The sequence below is a fragment of the Tabrizicola sp. genome (assembly GCF_041911175.1).
In the GTDB taxonomy this organism is placed as follows: Bacteria; Pseudomonadota; Alphaproteobacteria; order Rhodobacterales; family Rhodobacteraceae; genus Tabrizicola.
The window spans coordinates 14055-33356 of record NZ_JAYRPN010000123.1 but is presented as its reverse complement, the minus strand read 5'-3'; the positions used below and the strand labels follow the sequence as shown (position 1 = coordinate 33356).

The 19302-nt window shown below is 65.6% G+C and carries 22 protein-coding genes; 16 read left to right on the top strand and 6 right to left on the bottom strand.

Annotation, left to right across the window (positions count from 1 at the left end):
• Positions 1-102: 102 nt before the first annotated feature.
• Positions 103-561, bottom strand: coding sequence for a TlpA family protein disulfide reductase (locus tag ACE3P6_RS17015; protein ID WP_374397434.1), 459 nt, complete (start codon positions 559-561; stop codon positions 103-105).
• A gap of 250 nt (positions 562-811) precedes the next feature.
• On the opposite strand from ACE3P6_RS17015, the gene ACE3P6_RS17010 reads away from it, so the two are divergent.
• The 4 genes from ACE3P6_RS17010 to ACE3P6_RS16995 all read left to right on the top strand — a co-directional run bounded on the left by ACE3P6_RS17010 (position 812) and on the right by ACE3P6_RS16995 (position 4731).
• Positions 812-1915 (top strand): ABC transporter substrate-binding protein, encoded by a 1104-nt coding sequence (locus tag ACE3P6_RS17010; RefSeq protein WP_374397433.1) that lies wholly within the window; start codon positions 812-814, stop codon positions 1913-1915.
• A gap of 97 nt (positions 1916-2012) precedes the next feature.
• A complete protein-coding gene (locus ACE3P6_RS17005; protein ID WP_374397430.1) occupies positions 2013-2888 on the top strand; it encodes an ABC transporter permease in 876 nt (291 codons plus the stop codon).
• Complete coding sequence (locus ACE3P6_RS17000) at positions 2885-3667, top strand: ABC transporter permease (protein ID WP_374397427.1); 783 nt, start codon at positions 2885-2887, stop codon at positions 3665-3667. The genes ACE3P6_RS17005 and ACE3P6_RS17000 overlap by 4 nt, the downstream gene beginning before the upstream one ends.
• Positions 3667-4731, top strand: coding sequence for an ABC transporter ATP-binding protein (locus tag ACE3P6_RS16995; protein ID WP_374397424.1), 1065 nt, complete (start codon positions 3667-3669; stop codon positions 4729-4731). The genes ACE3P6_RS17000 and ACE3P6_RS16995 overlap by 1 nt, the downstream gene beginning before the upstream one ends.
• A gap of 5 nt (positions 4732-4736) precedes the next feature.
• Here the strand turns inward: ACE3P6_RS16995 and ACE3P6_RS16990 are convergent, their stop codons facing one another.
• From ACE3P6_RS16990 to ACE3P6_RS16980, 3 genes are all read right to left on the bottom strand, one after another.
• On the bottom strand, positions 4737-5735 hold the full coding sequence (locus ACE3P6_RS16990) for a P1 family peptidase (RefSeq protein WP_374397492.1): 999 nt from the start codon (positions 5733-5735) through the stop codon (positions 4737-4739).
• 82 nt (positions 5736-5817) lie between these two features.
• Positions 5818-6168, bottom strand: coding sequence for a cupin domain-containing protein (locus ACE3P6_RS16985; protein WP_374397421.1), 351 nt, complete (start codon positions 6166-6168; stop codon positions 5818-5820).
• Between the two features lie 138 nt (positions 6169-6306).
• A complete protein-coding gene (locus ACE3P6_RS16980) occupies positions 6307-6633 on the bottom strand; it encodes a zf-TFIIB domain-containing protein (protein WP_374397419.1) in 327 nt (108 codons plus the stop codon).
• 257 nt (positions 6634-6890) lie between these two features.
• Between ACE3P6_RS16980 and ACE3P6_RS16975 the strand changes: the two genes are divergently transcribed.
• Entirely contained in the window at positions 6891-8099 is a 1209-nt protein-coding gene (locus ACE3P6_RS16975; RefSeq protein ID WP_374397489.1) for a M24 family metallopeptidase, read from the top strand.
• 36 nt (positions 8100-8135) lie between these two features.
• Here the strand turns inward: ACE3P6_RS16975 and ACE3P6_RS16970 are convergent, their stop codons facing one another.
• Positions 8136-8390: a GlsB/YeaQ/YmgE family stress response membrane protein gene (locus ACE3P6_RS16970; RefSeq protein WP_374370417.1), complete on the bottom strand. Its 255-nt coding sequence runs from the start codon at positions 8388-8390 to the stop codon at positions 8136-8138.
• A 220-nt stretch (positions 8391-8610) separates the two neighbouring features.
• Between ACE3P6_RS16970 and ACE3P6_RS16965 the strand changes: the two genes are divergently transcribed.
• Complete coding sequence (locus tag ACE3P6_RS16965) at positions 8611-9498, top strand: L,D-transpeptidase (protein WP_374397416.1); 888 nt, start codon at positions 8611-8613, stop codon at positions 9496-9498.
• Here ACE3P6_RS16965 and ACE3P6_RS16960 read toward each other — a convergent pair.
• Positions 9495-9836: a cupin domain-containing protein gene (locus ACE3P6_RS16960; protein WP_374370411.1), complete on the bottom strand. Its 342-nt coding sequence runs from the start codon at positions 9834-9836 to the stop codon at positions 9495-9497. The genes ACE3P6_RS16965 and ACE3P6_RS16960 overlap by 4 nt on opposite strands.
• A 170-nt stretch (positions 9837-10006) precedes the next feature.
• On the opposite strand from ACE3P6_RS16960, the gene panB reads away from it, so the two are divergent.
• The 10 genes from panB (at position 10007) to ACE3P6_RS16910 (ending at position 19301) form a co-directional block, all read left to right on the top strand.
• Positions 10007-10837, top strand: coding sequence for a 3-methyl-2-oxobutanoate hydroxymethyltransferase (gene panB, locus ACE3P6_RS16955; protein ID WP_374397413.1), 831 nt, complete (start codon positions 10007-10009; stop codon positions 10835-10837).
• Positions 10834-11667: a pantoate--beta-alanine ligase gene (gene panC, locus ACE3P6_RS16950; protein WP_374397411.1), complete on the top strand. Its 834-nt coding sequence runs from the start codon at positions 10834-10836 to the stop codon at positions 11665-11667. The genes panB and panC overlap by 4 nt, the downstream gene beginning before the upstream one ends.
• Before the next feature lie 196 nt (positions 11668-11863).
• Positions 11864-12934, top strand: coding sequence for a hypothetical protein (locus ACE3P6_RS16945; RefSeq protein WP_374397408.1), 1071 nt, complete (start codon positions 11864-11866; stop codon positions 12932-12934).
• 17 nt (positions 12935-12951) lie between these two features.
• On the top strand, positions 12952-13239 hold the full coding sequence (locus ACE3P6_RS16940) for a hypothetical protein (RefSeq protein ID WP_374397405.1): 288 nt from the start codon (positions 12952-12954) through the stop codon (positions 13237-13239).
• Positions 13232-14359: a hypothetical protein gene (locus ACE3P6_RS16935; RefSeq protein ID WP_374397402.1), complete on the top strand. Its 1128-nt coding sequence runs from the start codon at positions 13232-13234 to the stop codon at positions 14357-14359. The genes ACE3P6_RS16940 and ACE3P6_RS16935 overlap by 8 nt, the downstream gene beginning before the upstream one ends.
• A gap of 66 nt (positions 14360-14425) precedes the next feature.
• Entirely contained in the window at positions 14426-16354 is a 1929-nt protein-coding gene (locus ACE3P6_RS16930; RefSeq protein ID WP_374397399.1) for an ATP-binding protein, read from the top strand.
• 80 nt (positions 16355-16434) lie between these two features.
• Positions 16435-16884, top strand: a complete 450-nt coding sequence (locus ACE3P6_RS16925; protein ID WP_374397396.1) for a hypothetical protein — start codon at positions 16435-16437, stop codon at positions 16882-16884.
• 168 nt (positions 16885-17052) lie between these two features.
• Entirely contained in the window at positions 17053-17658 is a 606-nt protein-coding gene (locus tag ACE3P6_RS16920) for an endonuclease domain-containing protein (protein ID WP_374397394.1), read from the top strand.
• Positions 17655-19022 (top strand): DUF6638 family protein, encoded by a 1368-nt coding sequence (locus ACE3P6_RS16915; RefSeq protein WP_374397391.1) that lies wholly within the window; start codon positions 17655-17657, stop codon positions 19020-19022. The genes ACE3P6_RS16920 and ACE3P6_RS16915 overlap by 4 nt, the downstream gene beginning before the upstream one ends.
• Positions 19023-19301, top strand: coding sequence for a hypothetical protein (locus ACE3P6_RS16910; RefSeq protein ID WP_374397388.1), 279 nt, complete (start codon positions 19023-19025; stop codon positions 19299-19301).
• Position 19302 lies beyond the last annotated feature (1 nt).

The window sequence follows — 19302 nt, the reverse complement described above, 5'->3', positions numbered from 1 at the left end:
CGCTGCCTTTCGGAAAACCGGTCATCGTCCGGTGTCGGAGGCTGGCGACAGTCCTGATCATGGGGTCAGGATAGGACGGCCCGGCGCCAAGGTCCATGCCGGTTATTCCGCGTCTTCCAGCAAAAGCCCCATGATCTGCGCCCCCAGCGCCAGATCGGAGACCTGACCGAAGTGCCGCGCCCGCATCTGGCCCGCGCGGTCGAAGAGGATCAGGGTCGGCGTGCCCTCAAGCTGCCACTCGGCCATCGTGCGGGGCAGCGGACCGGAGGTGCCGGGCTGGTCCACCGCGACCGGAAAGCGGATGCGATATTCGTGCAGGAAGGCGCGCAGCGCGACCGGGGTCATCGCCGCGTGGTGTTCGAACACCGAATGCAGGCCGATGACCGCAAGCTTGTCGGCCGGGAAGGTGGTGGTCAGGCGCATGGCCTGCGGCAGGCCGTGGCTGACGCAGCCGGGGCAGAGCATCTGGAACACCTCGACCGCCAGCACCTTGCCGCGAAACGATTCCAGCGTGAGCGGCTGGTCGGTGTTCAGCCATTCCTGGGCATGCAGTTCGGTCATTGCGTCCCTCGGGGCGGCAGCGGTCGGGAAAGGTTAGGACCGACGCAAACACCCCGTCAAGCAAGGCCCGGTCCGGCGGGAGACGCATCGAAAAACTCGTATGTGTCACAACGGACCCAAGGGCAGGCTGGAAACCTGCGCAATTGCCTTGTAGCAATAGGTTACCAACTCTCGTCGGAGCTGCCGGGGTGTCACATCACCGTCGTGCGGACAGGATACGGGGGGCCGGTCAACAACGGAGGATTGCCTGATGAAACTGAAGACTGCACTTGGACTTGCCACGGGGCTTGTGGCCGCACTGTCGACCACGACGCTGTCTGCCCAGACGGTCGAGGAAATCGCGACCGCCGCCAAGGCGGAGGGCATGCTGACGACGGTTGCGCTGCCGCATGACTGGTGCGGCTATGGCGCGGTGATCGACGGGTTCAAGGCGAAATACCCCGAGATCAAGATCAACGAGCTGAACCCCGATGCGGGCTCGGCCGACGAGATCGAGGCGATCAAGGCCAACAAGGACAACAAGGGTCCGCAGGCGCCCGACGTGATCGACGTGGGCCTGGCCTTCGGTCCGCAGGCCAAGGCCGACGGGCTGACCCAGGCGCACAAGGTTGCCACCTGGGACGAGATCCCCGAAGGCATCAAGGATGCGGACGGCCACTGGTATGGCGACTACTACGGCGTGATGTCCTTCCTGGTGAACAAGGACCTGGTGCAGAACGTCCCGCAGGACTGGGCTGATCTTCTGAAGCCGGAATATGCCGGGCAGGTGTCCCTGGCGGGCGACCCGCGGGCGTCGAACCAGGCGATTCTCGCGGTGCTGGCCGCGGGCATGTCGACCGGGGCGGCCCCGGGCGAAGCGGCGGGCAAGGCCGGGCTCGACTTCTTCAAGCAGCTGAACGACGCGGGCAACTTCGTCCCGGTGATCGGCAAGGCGGGCACGCTGGCGCAGGGCACCACGCCCATCGTCATCATGTGGGACTACAACGCCCTTGCCGCGCGTGACACGCTGGCCGGCAACCCGCCGGTCGAGGTTGTGGTGCCGAAGTCGGGCGTCCTTGCGGGCGTCTATGTCCAGGCGATCAGCGCCTTCGCCCCGCAGCCGAACGCGGCGAAGCTGTGGATGGAATACCTCTACAGCGACGAGGGTCAGCTGGCCTGGCTGAAGGGCTACTGCCACCCGGTGCGTTTCAACGCGATGGCCGCTGCCGGCAAGATCCCGCAGGAGCTGCTGGACGCGCTGCCTCCGGCTGCCGCCTATGAAGCAGCCTACTTCCCGACGCTGGACGAGGTCGACGCGAACAAGGCCGCTGTCACCGGCGGCTGGGATTCGGTCGTGGGCGCCAACGTCCAGTGACCTGAACCTTCCTGCCCCGTCCCGGTCATGCCGGGGCGGGGTCCGCTCACCGGGGCCGACAGACGCCACGGGAGCCTGACCGACAGGGGACACACCGATGCCAGACACGATTCCGCGCGCCGCGCGCCGACGACTGCCCGTCGAATGGCTGGGCATCCTGCCCTTCGTGGCCTTCGCGCTGTTGTTCCTGATCCTGCCGACGATGAAGATCGTGATCGGGGCGTTCCAGTCCGGCGACGGCAGCTTCACGCTGCAGAACCTGGTCGACCTGAACACCGATTCGATCCGCAACGCCTACTGGACCTCGATCAAGCTGTCGCTGATCACCGCGCTGCTGGGCTGTGCCATAGGTTTTGCGATGGCCGCAGCGGTGGTCTTCGGCGGCTTGCCCAAGACCATCCGCAGCCCGCTCCTCACCTTTTCCGGCGTGGCGTCGAACTTCGCAGGCGTGCCGCTGGCCTTTGCCTTCATCGCGACGCTGGGCCCGGCGGGGCTGGTGACGATCTGGCTGAAGACGCAGTTCGGCATCAACCTGCGCGCCTATGGCTTCAACCTGCTGTCCTTCTGGGGGCTGGTCGTAACCTACCTCTTCTTCCAGATCCCGCTGATGATCCTGATCATCATCCCGGCGCTGGACGGGCTGAAACGCGAATGGCGCGAGGCGGCCGAGGTGCTGGGCGCGACGGCGGGGCAGTACTGGCGCATGGTCGCCTTGCCGATCCTGTTCCCCTCGCTGCTGGGCACCTTCGCGCTGCTGTTCGCCAATGCCTTCGGCGCCGTCGCCACCGCCTTCGCCCTGACCGGGCCGCAGCTGAACATCGTGCCGATCAAGCTGTTCGCGCAGATCCGCGGCGACGTGCTGGGCAACCCCAACCTCGGCTATGCGCTGGCCTTCGGGATGATCCTGCTGACCGGGCTGGCCAATGTCATCTACATCGTGCTGCGAACCCGGTCCGAGAGGTGGCTGAAATGAAGCGTTTCGTCGCCTGGGCAGCCTTTATCGGCGGTTGCCTTTACTTCCTTCTGCCGCTGGTCGGGATGACCGAGTTCAGCCTGAAGATGCGGCGGGGGGAATATTCCTTCGACGCCTATGGCAAGGTCTTCGCGGACCCGAGCTTCTGGGAGACCTTCGGCTATTCGCTGACGCTGGCGGCGGCGACCATCGTCTTCGGCGTGCTGCTGGTGGTGCCGACCGCCTATTGGGTGCGGCTGAAGCTGCCGCAGGCGCGTCCGGTGATCGAGTTCATCACGCTTCTGCCGCTGGTCATTCCGGCCATCGTCATCGTCTTCGGCTATATCCGGCTGTACAACACCTCGTCGGTGCTGCCGCTGACCGGGTCGGCCTTCGGCACCGACATCCTGCTGATGATGGGCTATGCCACGCTGGCGCTGCCCTACATGTACCGTGCCGTCGACACCGGGTTGCGGACCATCGACGTCGCCACCCTGACCGAAGCGGCGCAGTCGCTGGGCGCGGGCTGGTTCACCATCCTGGCGCGGATCATCCTGCCGAACGTGCTGGTCGCGGTGCTGTCGGGCGCCTTCCTGACGCTGGCCATCGTGATCGGCGAGTTCACGATGGCGGCACTGCTGAACCGTCCGGCCTTCGGCCCCTACATGCAGCTTCTGGGCGCGAACCGCGCCTATGAGCCGCCTGCCCTTGCGGTGATTGCCTTCGCGATCACCTGGGGCTGCATGGGACTGATCCAGCTTGTCACCCGCTTCTCGAAACATGAAAGAGCAAAAGCCTGATGGCCTTCCTTGAGCTGACCAACCTGGAAAAGAGCTTCGGCACCAACCGCGTGGTGAAGGATTTCAGCCTGGGGATCGAGCAGGGCGAGTTCATCTCGCTGCTCGGCCCTTCGGGCTGCGGCAAGACCACGGTGCTGCGCATGGTGGCGGGGTTCGAGACGCCGACCTCGGGCGCGATCCGCATCGACGGGCAGGAGGTGACGAGCCAGCGACCGAACCAGCGCAACATCGGGATGATGTTCCAGGCCTATGCGCTGTTCCCGAACATGACGGTGGCCGACAACGTGGCCTTCGGGCTGAAGGTCAAGGGCGTGCCGCGCGAGGAACGCGCCGCCCGGGTGGAGGAGATGCTGCGCCTGATCGGCCTGCCCGAGATGGGCGGGCGGTTTCCATTCCAGCTGTCCGGTGGCCAGCAACAGCGGGTGGCGCTGGCCCGCGCGCTGGCCCCGCGTCCGCGGGTGCTGTTGCTGGACGAGCCGCTGTCGGCGCTGGATGCCAAGGTCCGGGTGTCCCTGCGCAACGAGATCCGCGAGATCCAGCGCGAGCTGGGGATCACCACGATCTTCGTGACGCATGACCAGGAAGAGGCGATGTCGATCTCGGACCGGATCGTGGTGATGAACGGTGGCATCGCGGAACAGGTCGGCGCGCCGTTCCAGATATACAACCAGCCGCACACCCGCTTTGTCGCGAATTTCGTGGGCACGCTGAACACGCTGAGCGCAGTGGTGGTGTCGCCCGAGGCGGGGACGGTCGAGGTGGCCGGGCAGGTGGTGACGCTGGCCAAGGCGCCGATCCCGGCGGGCAAGGGCGACCGGGTCACGCTGGCGCTGCGCCCGGAAGCGGTGCGGTTCGGGCGCGAGGCGGGGCGCGAGGTGGTGCTGCCTGCCACCATCGCCGAGGTGCATTTCCTGGGCTCGGTGATCCGGCTTACGGTCGATGTCGATGGCACGATGGTGGCGCTGGACACGTTCAACCGCCCGGACCAGCCGCCGCCGCCGATCGGGCTTGCCAGCGAGATCAGCTTTGCCGCCGCCGACGTGATCCTGCTGCCCGCCGCCTGACCGGGTCAGCTGCGGTCGGGGCCGAAGCGGGACTGCCAGCTGGGCTGGAGGTCGCCGGGTTCGGACCGTGCAAGATACACCGCCCTTGCGATGGCGCGGGCGAGGCAGGTCGCGGCGGCATGGCCCAGCTGGAAGCTGTCGGTCAGGGGGTCCTGCAGGGGTTTGCCGCCGGTGGCGACGGCGAACACAAGGTCCCCGTCCAGCGGTGTATGCGAGGGGACAAGGGCGCGGGCCATGCCGTCATGCGCGGCCACCGCCATCCGCTGCGCCTGTGCTTTCGTCAGGGTGGCGTCGGTGGCGACGATGGCGATGGTGGTGGCCTCGCCCAGCCGCTTGCGCGGGAGGGGCGCGTCCTGCGGGAGCATGGGGGCGGGACCGAACCCGCCGAATTCGGTGCCTTCTTCCCAGGGGGCGGCCCAGAAATGCGGGGTTTCTCCCACGCTGGCCTGACCCAGCGCGTTGACCACGACCAGCGCGCCGACGGTGAGGCCGGAGGGCAGAACAGAGGAGGCCGAGCCGAGGCCGCCTTTCAGGAAGCCGGTCATCGCGCCGAAGCCTGCGCCTGCCGTGCCGAGGGCGAAGTCGGGGGCGGCATTGTCAAAGGCGCGGCGGCCGAGGGTGGGGTAGGGGCTGGCGGTCCAGTCCTTGTCGCCGCCGTTCAACAGGTCGAAGACGATGGCTCCCGGCACGATGGGAACCCGGACGGGGCCGACGGCGAAGCCGCGACCCGCGTCGCGCAGGCCCTGCATGACGCCCTGGCCTGCGTCGAGGCCGAAGGCGGAACCTCCCGACAGGAAGATCGCGTCGATGTCCTGCACCATCCGGTCGGGGGACAGGAGGTCGGTCTCGCGCGTGCCGGGAGAGCCGCCCATGACATGCACGGCAGCGACGAAGGGGCGGTCGGCGGTCAGCACGGTGGTGCCGGAGCGGAGCAGCGGGTCATGCGCATTGCCGACGCGAAGGCCGGGGATATCGGTGATCAGGTTCAGGGGGCCGGGGCGCATCATGTCGGGACCTGGACAAAACTCTTCGAAGAGTTTTGCAAATTCCTTCGAAGGAATTTGGCGCGGGGTGCGGCGGGGCGCATCAGATGCGGACCTTGGTCGCGGCGGTGGCCGGATCGCCGGTGTTCGGGGTGCCCGCGGGCTCGATCAGGAGGAGATGGGTTTCCACGGCGGCGCGGGGGCGGTGCTGGACGCCTTTTGGGACGACGAAGACCTCGCCGGGTTTCAGGGTGACGGCACCGTCGGGGAGGTCGATGGTGAGTTCCCCGCTGAGGACCATGAAGAAATCGTCGGTCTCGGGGTGGTCGTGCCAGACGAATTCTCCCAGCACCTTCACGACCATCAGGTCATGGCCGTTGAAGCTGCCCACGATGCGGGGCGACCAGTGGGCGGTGAAGGTCGAGAGCTTGTCGGCAAGGTTGATGGCGGTCATCGGGCCCTCCTCATGCGCGGCAGGATAGGCCGGGAGGGGACGGCAGCGCAAACGGGTTGGCGGCGGCTCCTGCGTCGCGACTTCGTCTTCTCGTCGCGAGGGGCAGCGACGAGGAACGAAGTCACCGAGGAGCGGGGATCAGAAGTCGAAGAGGTCGCTCAGGAAGCTTTCGCGGCGCTTCTTCTTGTGACCGTAGCGGTAGTCGTCATCGTCATCATCGCGGCGGCGGTCGTCATCGCGGTACTGGGCGCGGGGCTCGGGCTGGTAGACGGGGGCGGCGTGGCTCTGGGCCGCCTGCTGCGGGGTGGGCGCGGGCGCTGCGGCGGGGCCGCCGAGGGAACGCTCGATGATCTTGTCCAGCTCGCCCCGGTCCAGCCAGACGCCGCGGCATTTCGGGCAGTAGTCGATCTCGACCCCGCCACGGTCGGCCATCACCAGGGTTTCGTTGTCTACCGGACAGCGCATGCTTCACTCCATTCCATGTGTCAGGCTGTTACATGGGGTCGCAAACGAGCCTCGCAAGGGTCGTTTCGCGCCTTGCGCGAAATGTCGCGAAGGCGCATGCAAGGGAGGAGCCGTGGCGATGGCGTCGCCACAGGGGCCTTTGCCCCGACGCTTGCGGCCCCCGATCAAGTCGGGGGCGCTTCCGTCCTGTACGCCGGGACCTTTCGGGGTCTCATGGCTGCAAGCCCGACCCCTGGATATGAGGTCTGGAAATGTCGTTGAACCGCCCCGAGATGTACCGCTTTCACAATGGCGGTCAGAAGCACGCCCTGCCCTTTGCCGACCAGGAATACCATGACCGGCTGGCAGGCCTGCGCGAGATCATGGAACTGCATGATCTGGACGCGGTGGTGCTGACCAGCATGCACAACGTCGCCTACTACTCGGGCTTTCTCTATTGCAGCTTCGGGCGGCCCTATGCCTGCGTGGTGACGAAGACCGAATGCGTCACCATCAGCGCGGGGATCGACGCGGGGCAGCCCTGGCGGCGGTCGATCGCGGACAACATCACCTATACCGACTGGGCGCGCGACAACATGTGGCGGGCGGTGGCTTCAGTCACTGGCACCGGCAAGGCGGTGGGCTGCGAAGCCGACCATCTGACGATGGAGCGGGCGGAGAAGTTCAACACGTTCCTGAAGCCCAAGCGCGGGATGGATATTGCCCCGGCGACGATGCACCAGCGGATGATGAAATCCCCGGCGGAAATCGCGCTGATCAAGCACGGGGCGAACGTGGCCGACGTGGGCGGTTATGCGATCCGCGAGGCGATTGCGGTCGGGGCGACGGAGCTGGAGGTCTCGATTGCGGGCCGCGACGCGATGGAGCGCGAGATCGCCAAGCGCTTCCCGGATGCGGAATATCGCGACACCTGGGTCTGGTTCCAGTCGGGGATCAACACCGACGGGGCACACAACCCGGTGACGAACCGGAAGCTGCAGCACGGAGACATCCTGAGCCTGAACTGCTTCCCGATGATCAGCGGCTACTACACCGCGCTGGAGCGGACGCTGTTCGTGGGCGAGGTGGATGATGCCTCGATGAAGGTCTGGCAGACCAATATCGACAGTCATGAATTCGGGATGAAGCTCTTGCGGCCGGGCGCGTCCTGCGCCGAGATCACCATGAAGATCAACGAGTTCCTGGCCGAGCGGCAGATGCTGCAATACCGGACCTTCGGCTATGGCCATTCCTTCGGGGTGTTGTCGCACTACTATGGCCGGGAGGCGGCGCTGGAGCTGCGCGAGGACATCGACACGGTGTTGGAGCCGGGAATGGTGATCAGCATGGAGCCGATGCTGACGATCCCGGACGGAATGCCGGGGGCGGGTGGCTACCGCGAGCATGACATCTTCGTCGTGACCGAGGACGAGCCCGAGGACATCACGCATTACCCCTATGGGCCTGCGTTCAACGTGGTGGGCTGAAGGAAAGGGCCGGGGTAATCCCCCGGCCCTTTCCGGTCAGGCGCGTTTGACGAGGCGTATCAGGAACAGAAGGATCACCGCGCCAACCGTGGCCGCGATGATCGAGCCGAGCAGGCCGCCGCCCAGCGACAGGCCGATGCGCGGGAACAGGAACCCCGCGATGAGCGCGCCGACGATGCCGACGATGATGTTGCCGACAAGGCCGAAGCCGTAGCCGTCGACGATCTGCCCGGCAAGCCAGCCGGCAATGGCGCCGATGATGAGAATGACCAGAAGTGCGGTGAGTTCCATTCTTCCCCTCCTGCCCCGGAATTGGGGCGCAAGCCCGAATTGCCTCACGAGAACGCAGGCGATGGGCTGCCGGTTCCCTAGGTTCGAAATCTACTACAATTTCGCCGCGAAGACAGCATTGGCGGCGAAGATTCGGAAAAGCCTGTGCTTTTGGGCTTGACGCACGCGGGCTGGCATGGCGCAAGGTGGCGGAAGCTGCCCTAACTCCGAGTCTGCCAAAGTGACCCATTCCCTTGCCCGGATCGTCGCGATCCTTGCCCTGCCCTTGCTTGCCGCCTGCGCGGGCACCGCGAAGCAGAAGGCCCCCGAGGCCGTTCCCGGATACGAGGGGGTGCAGGACGGGGAGTTCTTCATCGAGCCGGTCCCGGCGAAATACCTGCAGGACGGCAACAGCCGGACCGAGGTGGCCTATACCGGGCCGGAAGCGCCCGGCACGGTGGTTGTCGATACCTTCGCCCGCAAGCTGTACCTGGTGAACGAGGGGGGCACGGCCACGCGCTATCCCATCGCGGTCGGCCGTGAGGGCCTGTCGTTCCGCGGCCAGGGCGCGGTGGGGCGCAAGGCGGAATGGCCGTCGTGGCAGCCGACCGGCAACATGATCCGCTCCCGGCCCGATCTGTATGCGGCTTACGCGGGCGGTCTGCCGGGCGGTCTGATGAACCCCCTGGGCGCGCGGGCGCTGTATCTGTACCGCGGGTCGCGCGACACGATGTTCCGCATCCACGGCACGTCGGACGCCGCCTCGGTCGGCCATGCCACCAGCGCGGGCTGCATTCGCCTTTTCAACCAGGACGCCATCGACCTGTACAACAAGGTGCCGAATGGCACCCGGGTGAAGGTGCGGACGGAAGCGGAAAGCCTGGCGCTGGAAGGCCCGCAGATGCTGAACGCCTATGGCCACATGGTCCCCGACACGCCGGAGAACGTGGCGAAGAAGGAAAAGGACGAGGCGATGCTGGCCAAGCAGGACGCCCGTGACAAGGTTGCCGCGGAGAAGGCCGAGAAGAAGCGCCTTGCCGCCTGCGCCCGCCGGGGCATCCCCGATGACGAATGCGCCCCGCCGGAAGGCGTGGCGAGCGTCACGGTCGGAACCGCCGAAGCCGGCTAAAGCCGGATGACATAGTCCTTGAGGGTGGTCTGCACGACCTCCCAGGTGCCCTCGAAGCCCGGGCGGATGATCAGGCTGTCCCCTGCGTGCAGCTGGGTGACGCTGCCATCCGCGCCGGTGAGGATCGAATAGCCCGACAGGATGCGGAAGTATTCCCATTCGGAATAGCTGACGCGCCACTTGCCGGGGGTCGATTGCCAGAGCCCGGCGTAGAGCCCGTCGCGCTCTTCCAGGTTCCAGGTCGAGTGGACGGGATTGCCCGAGATGAGCCGGTCGGGCGCGGGTCCGCCGAGTTCGGGTGCCGTGCCGTCACGGCTGACGCGCTGGATCAGGGTCATGGCTGTCTCCTTTCCCGTCATTCAGGCCGGTTGAGCGGGGGCGGTCAACCCCGTGACGCTGCGGTCGGCGGTGCTGCGCTGCGGCGCAATTATGTTGCGGATGCGATGCGGTTGTGCCCATATGACGGGCAGATTGCGAAAGCGCCCCACTTACCCTGCGAGGCCCAGCGATGAGCGCCACGTCCCCTGTCCGGCCCGTTCTCCCCCCCGATATCCGCGCCCGCAAGGGTGGCACGCCGCTGGTGGTGCTGACCGCCTATTCCACCCCCGTGGCCCGGCTGGTCGATGCGCATTGCGACATCGTGCTGGTGGGGGATTCGGTGGGAATGGTGATCCACGGCCTCTCCTCGACCCTGGGCGTGACGATGGAGATGATGATCCTGCATGGCCGCGCCGTGGTGCGGGGCGCGCAGAAGGCGATGCCGGTGATCGACATGCCGTTCGGGTCCTACGAGGAAAGCCCGCAGCAGGCCTACCGCAATGCTGCACGGCTGATGGCCGAAACCGGCGCTCCGGCGGTGAAGCTGGAGGGCGGGGTGCATATGGCGGAGACGATTTCCTTCCTGACGGCGCGGGGGGTGCCGGTGATGGCGCATGTGGGCCTCACGCCGCAGGCGGTGAACACGTTCGGCGGCTACAAGGTGGTGGGCCGGGGTGAAGAGGCCGAGAAGGTGATGGCCGACGCCAGGGCAATCGAGGAGGCAGGGGCGTTCTCGGTCGTGCTGGAGAAGGTGCCGGAGGGGCTGGCGGCGCGCATTACCAAGGCGCTGACGATCCCGACCATCGGGATCGGGGCGGGTGCGGCTTGCGACGGGCAGGTGCTGGTGGTGGATGACATGCTGGGGCTGTTCACCGACTTCCGGCCGAAGTTCGTCAAGCGCTATGCCGAGCTGGGCAAGGCGGCGGACGAGGCGATTGCCGGCTATGCGGCGGAGGTGCGGAGCCGTGCCTTCCCGGCGGCGGAGCATTCCTTCCCTGACGAAGCGCCGGTGAAGAAATGATCCTGAAGACGGTGGCCGACCTGCGGGCCGTGGCGCGGGGCTGGCGGGCGAAGAATGAGGTGATCGGCGTGGTCCCGACGATGGGGGCGCTGCACGACGGGCACCTGTCGCTGGCGCGGCGGGCGCGTCAGGAGTGCGACCGGGTGATCACCACGATCTTTGTGAACCCCAAGCAGTTCAACAACCCGGATGACCTGAAGAAATACCCCCGGACACTGGAGGCGGATGGCGAGTTGCTGGGCACGGTGCCGGTGGATGCGATCTTTGCCCCTCCGGTCGAGGAGGTCTACCCAGAGGGCTTCATCACCAACGTGACGATGCAGGGCGTCGCGCAGCCGCTGGAAGGCTACATGCGGCCCGGTCACTTCGACGGCGTGGCGACGGTGGTGACGAAGCTGTTCGGCATGAGTCTCGCCGACCGGGGCTATTTCGGCCAGAAGGACTGGCAGCAGTTGCAGGTGGTGCTGCGGCTGGTGCGCGACCTGAACGTTCCGGTGGAGGTGGTCGGCTGCGAGACGATCCGCGAGGCGGACGGGCTGGCGATGTCGTCCCGCAACGTGCGGCTGACGTCGGAGGGACGGGCGAAGGCTCCGGTGCTTTATGCCGCGATCACCCGGGCGGCGGACGACATCCGGGCGGGCCACGCCGACCGGATGGCGATCCGCGAGGCGGCGGAGACCATGCGCGAGGCGGGGTTCGAGCGGGTGGAATATATCGAACTCCGCGACGCCGAGACGCTGATGCCCTCGGACGACCCCCGCCGCCCGCGCCGGATGCTGGCGGCGGCCTGGATCGACGGGGTCAGGCTGATCGACAACATTCCGGTCTGACCCCTTCATCTTTGTCCAAATATCCCCGCCGGAGGCATCGCGCCGCTGCGGCCAGCCCTGCCATTCCGCACTTGGCGGATGCTCGAACTTGCTGCAAGACTTGACCCGTTCGAGGCGTCCGAAAAACCGGCGCCGGGATGATGTAATTGGGTGTTACATCACTAAGTGATGGAAACGTGGTTCAACGGAGGGTCGGATGGCCGATTTCGAAACGCAGATCAAGGAAAGCCAGGCTCAGGTGGCCGAGGCGCAGGCGAAGATTTCCGCCATCACCAGCCGGATCGAGGCGGCGCGATCGAAGCTGGACCAGGGCGCCGAGCTGGACGTGGAGAACGCCACGCTGGAGGATGTGCACAAGCACACCGACCTGATGAACGCCAACATCGCCGAGCTGATCATGGGGCTGGACGACGTGACGGCGGGGTTCTCGAAGGACTTCGACGAGATGCGCACGAAGACCGGGATGGAGAGTTTCATCGGGATCTTCTCCTCGGCCAAGGCGGAGTCGATGCGGCAGGAGCGGATGCGCTCGGCCTCGGTCGATGACAAGCTGCAGGACCTGATCTCGAAATCGGACGTGATCGTGAAGCTGCTGCAGGGGCAACTCGACGTGCTGACCAACCAGCGCGGCCGGGTAGAGGGCAACCTTGCCGGGACCCTGACCGAGCGGGAAGAAACGGTTGGCGCCTTGCAGGCGGTCCGGGCCGAGGTGGCGGCGATGGACCCGCGGATCATCGAGCTGGAGAACAAGATTTCCGTCGAGCAGGACGCGGCGGCGCGGACCAAGCTGGAAACGGAACTGGCGACGCTGAACGCGAAATACAACGCGCTGGTGCAGGACGAGCAGGTGAAGCTGGCGAAAAGCCAGACGCTGGAGCGGTATATCGAGAAGGGCAAGACCTGGGTCGACAGCTTGCAGAACCAGGCGGCGACGCAACTGGTGCTGATCAACAAGCTGCAGACCGATACCAAGCAGCGGGTGGTGCTGTATGACGCGCTGACCTCTTCGTTGAAGACGGCGCAGCAGCAGGACGTGGCGCACCGGATCAACGAGATCGGGGTGAAGACCGACCAGGAGGCGCAGACCGCGATGGCGGCCATCGGGGCGGCGACCAACGACAAGATGGCCGATATGCTGGAAGCGCATGAGGCCAACATGGTCTTTGCAAGGGCCATCCTGGAGCAGAAGGCGAAGGCGGATGAGCGGTTTGCCCGGCGGTTCGCGGCGATTGTCGAGAAGCACGACAAGAACGCGTATGGAGGATGACCTTCAGAGGGTCTCAGTTGCGGGTGATCGGTCTCGGCCTGTCGCTTCTTGGGCTGGCCCTGGGTGGAGCATTTCTGATGCCGGAGGTCTTCTATCCGGGTCGCCCGTTCCCACGCGGTCCGCATTTGAGCGACATGCTTGGTCTTGGAGCAGCGGCATGTTTTCTGCTGGCCGTTCATCGCTTGCTTGGTAGGCGCATGGTGCGAACTGGTCGATTGGGTCTGCATTTGCAACCCAAGCCCATCGGCGGCTGGTTTCAGTGGGCCTATCACCTCGATCCACTCGGGCAAGTCATAGATGACTGAAGCATCCGTCAAAGACGTCCTCACCTCGGACCATGCCGAGCTGTACGACACGCTCACCGCCCGGCGCTACTTCGCCAAGTTCGACGGGATCACCAGCTATCTCGGCCGGGTGGCGGCGGAAGTGGAGGCGGAGGGCAAGCTCACGCGGACCGAGGCGCGGGTGCTGGGGAAATACCTGGCGGCCATCTCGGGGACGTTCCGGGCGCTGAACCACAAGTACCTGATGACCGGGCGGGGCGAAGGGGCACCGAAGCTGACCATCGACCGGCACGAGAGCGGCTTCCCGGTGGCGCAGGAGCTGATGACGATGGCCGTCGACGCCCAGCAGGCGGAGAAGCATCTGGCCGGGATGCCCTCGGAAGCCGAGCTGAAGGACCGGATGATCCGGCAGATCGTCGGCGAGCAGACGATCCCCACCGCGCTGCAATTCGCCTTGTCGCAGCGGTACTACTACGAGGCGCTGGCGGCGGGGGGCATCTTCTGGGCGCGGAACGACCCGGATGCGCAGTGGATCGAGGATCTGGGCGAAAGGCGGCATTTCCTGGTGCATTGGGCGGTCTGGGACACCGGGGTCAACCTGCCGGTGGTCTACCTGATGGACGTCGAGGACAGCGGCAAGAAGCCCCTGCCGAACGACGCCTATCGCTGGCCCGAAGTGCAGCACGCGCTGATGGCGCAGGCGATCGGCGGGTTGAAGCTTCTGACCATTGCCACGGGCTTCGACAAGGATTTCCCCGATTTGCACCCGAAGCGGCTGCGGCGGATCATCCTGGGGCCGATGTATTCGGCGGGGTTCACCCTGCAATCGGGGCCGATCTCCAAGGTGCTGGAGGGCGCAAAGGCGCCGGAGGGCGAGGACTGGGCGCTGGTCTGGACGGTGGAGGATCTGGTCAGCGACCGCGAGGAAGAGGTGAAGGACGGCTGGTTCTCGACCGTCGGGCGGCAGGTCTACAAGCTGGACCCGGTGGCGGGGGCTGAGCTGGGATGTACGCGGCAGGAGCGGATGATCATCCTGCCGGAGAAGCCGTATCAGGTGCTGGCGGAGCAGAACCCGAAGGGATTGCAGGGGCTGCGGAAGTTCGTCGTGGGGGCCGGGGGGCGGTTGATCCCGACGTTGTGATCCGGGGAAGCCCCCGGGGCGCTGCCCTGGACCCCGGGATATTTTCAGACAGAAAATGAGGGTTTCATGAGCACGCGCGACACGATGGAGCTGAAGGAAGAGACGATCCGGGCGCAGTACGAGGCGGCCTTGGGGATGGTCTTCGGCTTTGATCACGCGCCGCGGCTGGCGAAGCCTTTGGTCGTGGCCTCGGTGGCGGAGCGGTCGCCGGGGATCGGGACGCGACCGATGTTCCGCTCGACCGTTGCCGGGATGGCGACGCGGTCGACGGCACGGCCCGGCGGGGTGCGGCTTTCCGAGCGGGTGGAGGGGCTGTCCGACGGGTTGGTCTCGCCGGTGCAGGCGGCGGTGCTGAATGCGCTGCGACGGGCGCTGGCGATTGCGCTGGCGATGGGCGAGACCTTCTCGGCGCAGTCGGGGCTGGCGGAGTTGAAGAAGGCCAACCTTGAAGGCCGGGTACCCGAGCCGAAGCGGGCGGAGTTCGGCGAATTGTTGCAGGGCGAGGCGCTGGTGGTGCTGTTCACCTTCGGCAATGCACTCGCTTACTTGATCGCACCGCATGTCGGGCCGGGGACGGTGGAACTGGGCGAGGTGGAGGAGGTCTTGACCGACAACGCTCCGCTGGCGTTGCAGGGGGCTTTGTGGGAGCTGGACCAGGACATAGGGGCGCTGGCGAGCGATGATGCGAAGCTGGTGGCGGTGGTGTCGGCCTTCGCCGAAGCGCTGATGAAGAAGGTGCAGATCCGGGCGGAGAACGGGGCGCGGACTTCGGTGTTCACCGCCGGGTCGTGGAAGGTGGAGGCGGACGGGCTGACGATTGCCGGGTTCAAGCCAGCCAAGGCGGCGAAGGGTGGGTCCATCGCGATGGCCTTCAAGAAGCCGGAGGAGGTGGTGGGCAACCACATCGCAAAGTACCAGAGCCTGCGGCTGGCGAAGATGCTGATGGCCTATGACTTCGAGCGCCGTCTGAACCCGTTCGCGGAACTCGGCGGGTTCATCTTCACCTTCATGGGGGACGGCAAGCCGGGGACGGGGAAGACCACGCTCATTCAGATGATGGCGGGCCTCCTGGACGGCTATTGCAGGGTGGCGGGCTATCCGTTCCGCTACCAGAACTTCTCCATCGACCAGATCGACAGCTATCAGGGCAAGTCGGGGCAGAACGCCAAGGCCTTCATCGACGCGGTGATTGATCCTTCGGTGATCGGCTTCGGCACCATCGACGACATCGACCAGGTGGCGGGCAAGCGGGGGGACCGGCAGTCCAGTGCGGGCCAGCAGGAGGTGACGGCGGTCTTCATGCAGGCCTTCGCGGGCGCAGGGACGGTGGTGCGGGGGAACTGCACCTTCGGGATGTTCTCGAACTACCCGGAGAATGTGGACGATGCCTTGCGGCAACGGGCCGGGGCGCGGTTCCTGGTGGATGGGCCGCAAAGCCGGGAGGACTACATCGACATCCTCTCGCTTCTGCTGGGGAAGAACCATTCCATTCCGGTTGGCGAGCATGAGCTGTTCGCCGCGCAGGAGATCAGGAAGGCGGTGGCGGCTTCGTTCGAGGGCTATGCGAAGCCGCATGAGGAGGGGCTGCTGAAGGTCTGGGACCGGGTGGCCTCCGACATCGGGCCGCTGGATACGCTGGCGAAGATTGGGGCCTATCTCAAGGCGATCCAGCAGGCGGATGAACGCTTCACGGGCCGCGCGATCAAGAACATCACCGATGCGGTGAAGGTCCGGGCGATGGACTTCGAACTGCCGGACGAATGGATGGCGGAGCCGGACCTGTTCCTGTTCAAGGGCTACGACGAGAAGCTGGCGATGATCCGGGGGCTGATGACGCCGATCACGGTGGAGATGGTGATCCAGGAGATCAACCGCTACGCGGATTCTGAGTTCAGGTATGCCGACAAGTCGGACGAGGTGGCCATCGAGGCGATGGTGCGCGACTTCGGCCGGACGGAAGAGGCGAAGAGAAGGTATCTGGAGGGGAAGGGGTGATGTTCTCGCGACGAAAGGCAGTCGATGCGCAGACCAAAGCCGCGTTTGTCGCAAGTCTTCTTCAAGCTTGTTCTGAAGTAATGGACCGAGCCGCTCACATCGAAGCATTACTTCGAAGCAACACTTATCCACTTCTAAACAGCGACGACCCAGACGGTAGTACAGTTGTTGAGGGGAAAGAGAAGTTCTTGCGTGAGGAAAAGAGACTTAGGTCTTTTTGGCGAGAACTGCTCCATGCCGAGCTAGAGGTCGACGCGTCGCTTCACAAGATAGCAATGCTTTGCGGGGAACGGGAGGACTTACAACCTCTAGACGGCTACTTCTTGACCAAGTTAGAGAAAGCAATTTCTGACCACCGGGATACTAGTGACCCCGATGGCTCAGAAGCTATCAGAGACTTGAGTTCCAACTATCTAGTCAAGGAAGAGAGGTTTCCTTTTGGCGATCTCTTTGACGAGCGAGAGGTTCAAATCTTCTTTGGCAGGCTTCGCAACACGTTGGGCGATCTGGTGCGTGAACTCGCGAAATGAAGAACATTATTGATCGCGTCTCCCCGGCTCCCACCCCCATTCCCTCCCCACAAGGGGGAGGGGAGGCGTTTCTGCGGTTGGCGTTGGTGCTGCTGCCGGGCGGCTTGGCCCTCCCTCCCCCTTTGTGGGGAGGGTTGGGGTGGGGGCCTCGGGCGTGAGGCGCGACGCATGACCGGCATTCACCCGATCACCCGCCAGCGGGCGCGGAAGCTGCGGGCAGATATGACGCCGCAGGAGCGGAAGGTCTGGGCGAAGCTCAGGGAATTGAACCGGATGCTGGGGCTACACTTCCGGCGGCAGGCGCCCATCGGGCCGTTCATCGCGGATTTTGCTGATCTGGGTCGGCGGGTGGTGATCGAGATCGACGGCGGCGGGCATGGCGGTGAGAGGGATCAGTGGCGGGATGAGTGGTTGGCGTCTCAGGGGTTTCAGGTGCTGCGGTTCTGGAATTCGGAGGTTTCGGGGAATATCGAGGGGGTGATGCAGTTGGTGCTGGATGCGGCAGGCGGGGGGTCCTTGGCTGAGCGGGTGCCCCCCACCCCCAACCTCTCCCCACGGGGGGGAGGGGAGGCGCTTGGGGTTGGCGGTGCGCTTCAAGGGCTGGCGGCTTCGCCTATGGCTGGCGCCCCCCCACCCCAGCCCTCCCCCACGCAGGGGGAGGGAGGCGCGGGACGGTTGGTGTTGCGCGGAACGGACGAGCCTGGAGCCTCCCCTCCCCCCGGTGGGGAGGGGTTGGGGGTGGGGGGCACCCGGCAGGAAGGGAGCACGCCATGAAACGCCTCATCCAACGCGGCCTCATGTTCGGGAACCTGATCGAGGTCTCTTCTCCGGCCCTTGTCGAACGCTACAACCGGGCGCTCAAGCATCTGACCGGCAAGACCACCAAGCTCGACGATTTCCACATCGACCTCAGCGGCTATTCGCCCGAGATCGGGGATGAGCTTCAGGACGACCTCTACCTCAACCCCAACGGGGCGAACCGGCAGTTCATCCTGCTGACCACGGCGCAGAAGGATGCGCCGCTGCTGAACATCAAGTTCTCCACCAGCCGGGGGATCCTGACGCAGTTCATCGAGACAAACGAGGCGCAGCTTTTCGCGCTGACGGCGCGGGATGCGGTGGCGGGTGAGTTGCAGAACTCGGTCTATGCGGTGGACACGCCCGCGCGCCTCTTCGACATCCGGCAGGTGACGGTCGAGGCGGACACCATCGGCGGGCATGTGGCGGATGCGGAGAAGCTCGCGAAGCTGATCGAGCGCTTCCGGCAGGAGCCGGACGGGTGGCGCGATGATGTGCTGGTGGCGGAGATGATCACCCTGGCGAAGAAGACCGGCGACGTGACGCGGGTGCCGATCGCGCTGCCGGCGATGACCTTCGCACAGGCGAATTTCTGGACCAGCTTCTTCGGCGGGGTCTACATCTTTCAGGGCGTGCGCTATCCGGCGGCGATTTCCAGCCTCGACTGGCATTCGCTGGGCGAGGTGCCGGTGGCGCAGGTGATGGACCTGACCCACCGCAACCAGATCGCCGACTGGCTGGAGCGGAACGGGTTGACCGAGCCCATCGTGCAGGCGCGGGGGGCGGATGCGGCCTCGATCCTGCGGCAGAAGATGGACTTCATCCTGGTCGATGCGGCCGACCGGCTGGGGATCGAGGTTGGCGACGCAAGGCGGACGGAGCTGCGGAAGGTGGCCTACAAGCTGGGAAGCGCCTTGCCGCAGGAGTTTCTGGGGCTGGCGGACCTTCTGCGCTGGGTCGAGGCGGGGGGCGCCTGGCCGAAGATCACCTCCGAGCATCCGGCCTATTTCTACACGCTTCGGGGCAAGGCGGGGCCGGACCGCGACCTGGTGAACATGCTTCTGTCCGAGCTTTCGCCGATGGACGTGCGGCAGATGTTCATCACCCACAAGGAGCTGTTCTACGCCCAGTACAAGACCTGGAGCGACCGCAAGCAGACCTATGTGGCGGATTTCCTGGCGCGGGAGTATCAGGTGGACCGGGAGGGCGCGCGGACGGCGCTGTTCGGGCCGGAGCCAAGCATGGACGAATTGCACCGCCCGCAGATGGCGGAGGGGCCGAAACCGGCGCGGACGGCAGGGCGGGGGCCGGTGGTGGGCCCCTGGGGAGGGAGACGCTAGATGGGTTGGCTGCGGCTTGCGTTCCTGATGTATGTCGGGCTGACGATTGTCTACTTCGTCACCGGCATCTACTCGCGCAGCGTCAGGCGCGAGAAGCTGGAGAAGGAATGGGACACCGACCCCGCGCGCGAGGGGCAGACGGTCGAGGAACGGTCGGCCTTCATCGAGGCCGGGATGGTGCATTACGACAAGGGGCTGAAAAAGCGGCTGCTCTGGCTTATCTATATCATTCCGACCATCGGCTTTCTGGTCACGATCTATTTCATCAACTGGCACTGAA

Bases quoted from the DNA above. Each gene is read 5' to 3' on its own strand.
- ACE3P6_RS17015 (WP_374397434.1), bottom strand. From the start codon at position 561: ATGACCGAACTGCATGCCCAGGAATGGCTGAACACCGACCAGCCGCTC.
- ACE3P6_RS17010 (WP_374397433.1), top strand. From the start codon at position 812: ATGAAACTGAAGACTGCACTTGGACTTGCCACGGGGCTTGTGGCCGCA.
- ACE3P6_RS17005 (WP_374397430.1), top strand. From the start codon at position 2,013: ATGCCAGACACGATTCCGCGCGCCGCGCGCCGACGACTGCCCGTCGAA.
- ACE3P6_RS17000 (WP_374397427.1), top strand. From the start codon at position 2,885: ATGAAGCGTTTCGTCGCCTGGGCAGCCTTTATCGGCGGTTGCCTTTAC.
- ACE3P6_RS16995 (WP_374397424.1), top strand. From the start codon at position 3,667: ATGGCCTTCCTTGAGCTGACCAACCTGGAAAAGAGCTTCGGCACCAAC.
- ACE3P6_RS16990 (WP_374397492.1), bottom strand. From the start codon at position 5,735: ATGCGCCCCGGCCCCCTGAACCTGATCACCGATATCCCCGGCCTTCGC.
- ACE3P6_RS16985 (WP_374397421.1), bottom strand. From the start codon at position 6,168: ATGACCGCCATCAACCTTGCCGACAAGCTCTCGACCTTCACCGCCCAC.
- ACE3P6_RS16980 (WP_374397419.1), bottom strand. From the start codon at position 6,633: ATGCGCTGTCCGGTAGACAACGAAACCCTGGTGATGGCCGACCGTGGC.
- ACE3P6_RS16970 (WP_374370417.1), bottom strand. From the start codon at position 8,390: ATGGAACTCACCGCACTTCTGGTCATTCTCATCATCGGCGCCATTGCC.
- ACE3P6_RS16960 (WP_374370411.1), bottom strand. From the start codon at position 9,836: ATGACCCTGATCCAGCGCGTCAGCCGTGACGGCACGGCACCCGAACTC.
- panB (WP_374397413.1), top strand. From the start codon at position 10,007: ATGAGCGCCACGTCCCCTGTCCGGCCCGTTCTCCCCCCCGATATCCGC.
- panC (WP_374397411.1), top strand. From the start codon at position 10,834: ATGATCCTGAAGACGGTGGCCGACCTGCGGGCCGTGGCGCGGGGCTGG.
- ACE3P6_RS16945 (WP_374397408.1), top strand. From the start codon at position 11,864: ATGGCCGATTTCGAAACGCAGATCAAGGAAAGCCAGGCTCAGGTGGCC.
- ACE3P6_RS16935 (WP_374397402.1), top strand. From the start codon at position 13,232: ATGACTGAAGCATCCGTCAAAGACGTCCTCACCTCGGACCATGCCGAG.
- ACE3P6_RS16930 (WP_374397399.1), top strand. From the start codon at position 14,426: ATGAGCACGCGCGACACGATGGAGCTGAAGGAAGAGACGATCCGGGCG.
- ACE3P6_RS16925 (WP_374397396.1), top strand. From the start codon at position 16,435: ATGGACCGAGCCGCTCACATCGAAGCATTACTTCGAAGCAACACTTAT.
- ACE3P6_RS16920 (WP_374397394.1), top strand. From the start codon at position 17,053: ATGACCGGCATTCACCCGATCACCCGCCAGCGGGCGCGGAAGCTGCGG.
- ACE3P6_RS16915 (WP_374397391.1), top strand. From the start codon at position 17,655: ATGAAACGCCTCATCCAACGCGGCCTCATGTTCGGGAACCTGATCGAG.
- ACE3P6_RS16910 (WP_374397388.1), top strand. From the start codon at position 19,023: ATGGGTTGGCTGCGGCTTGCGTTCCTGATGTATGTCGGGCTGACGATT.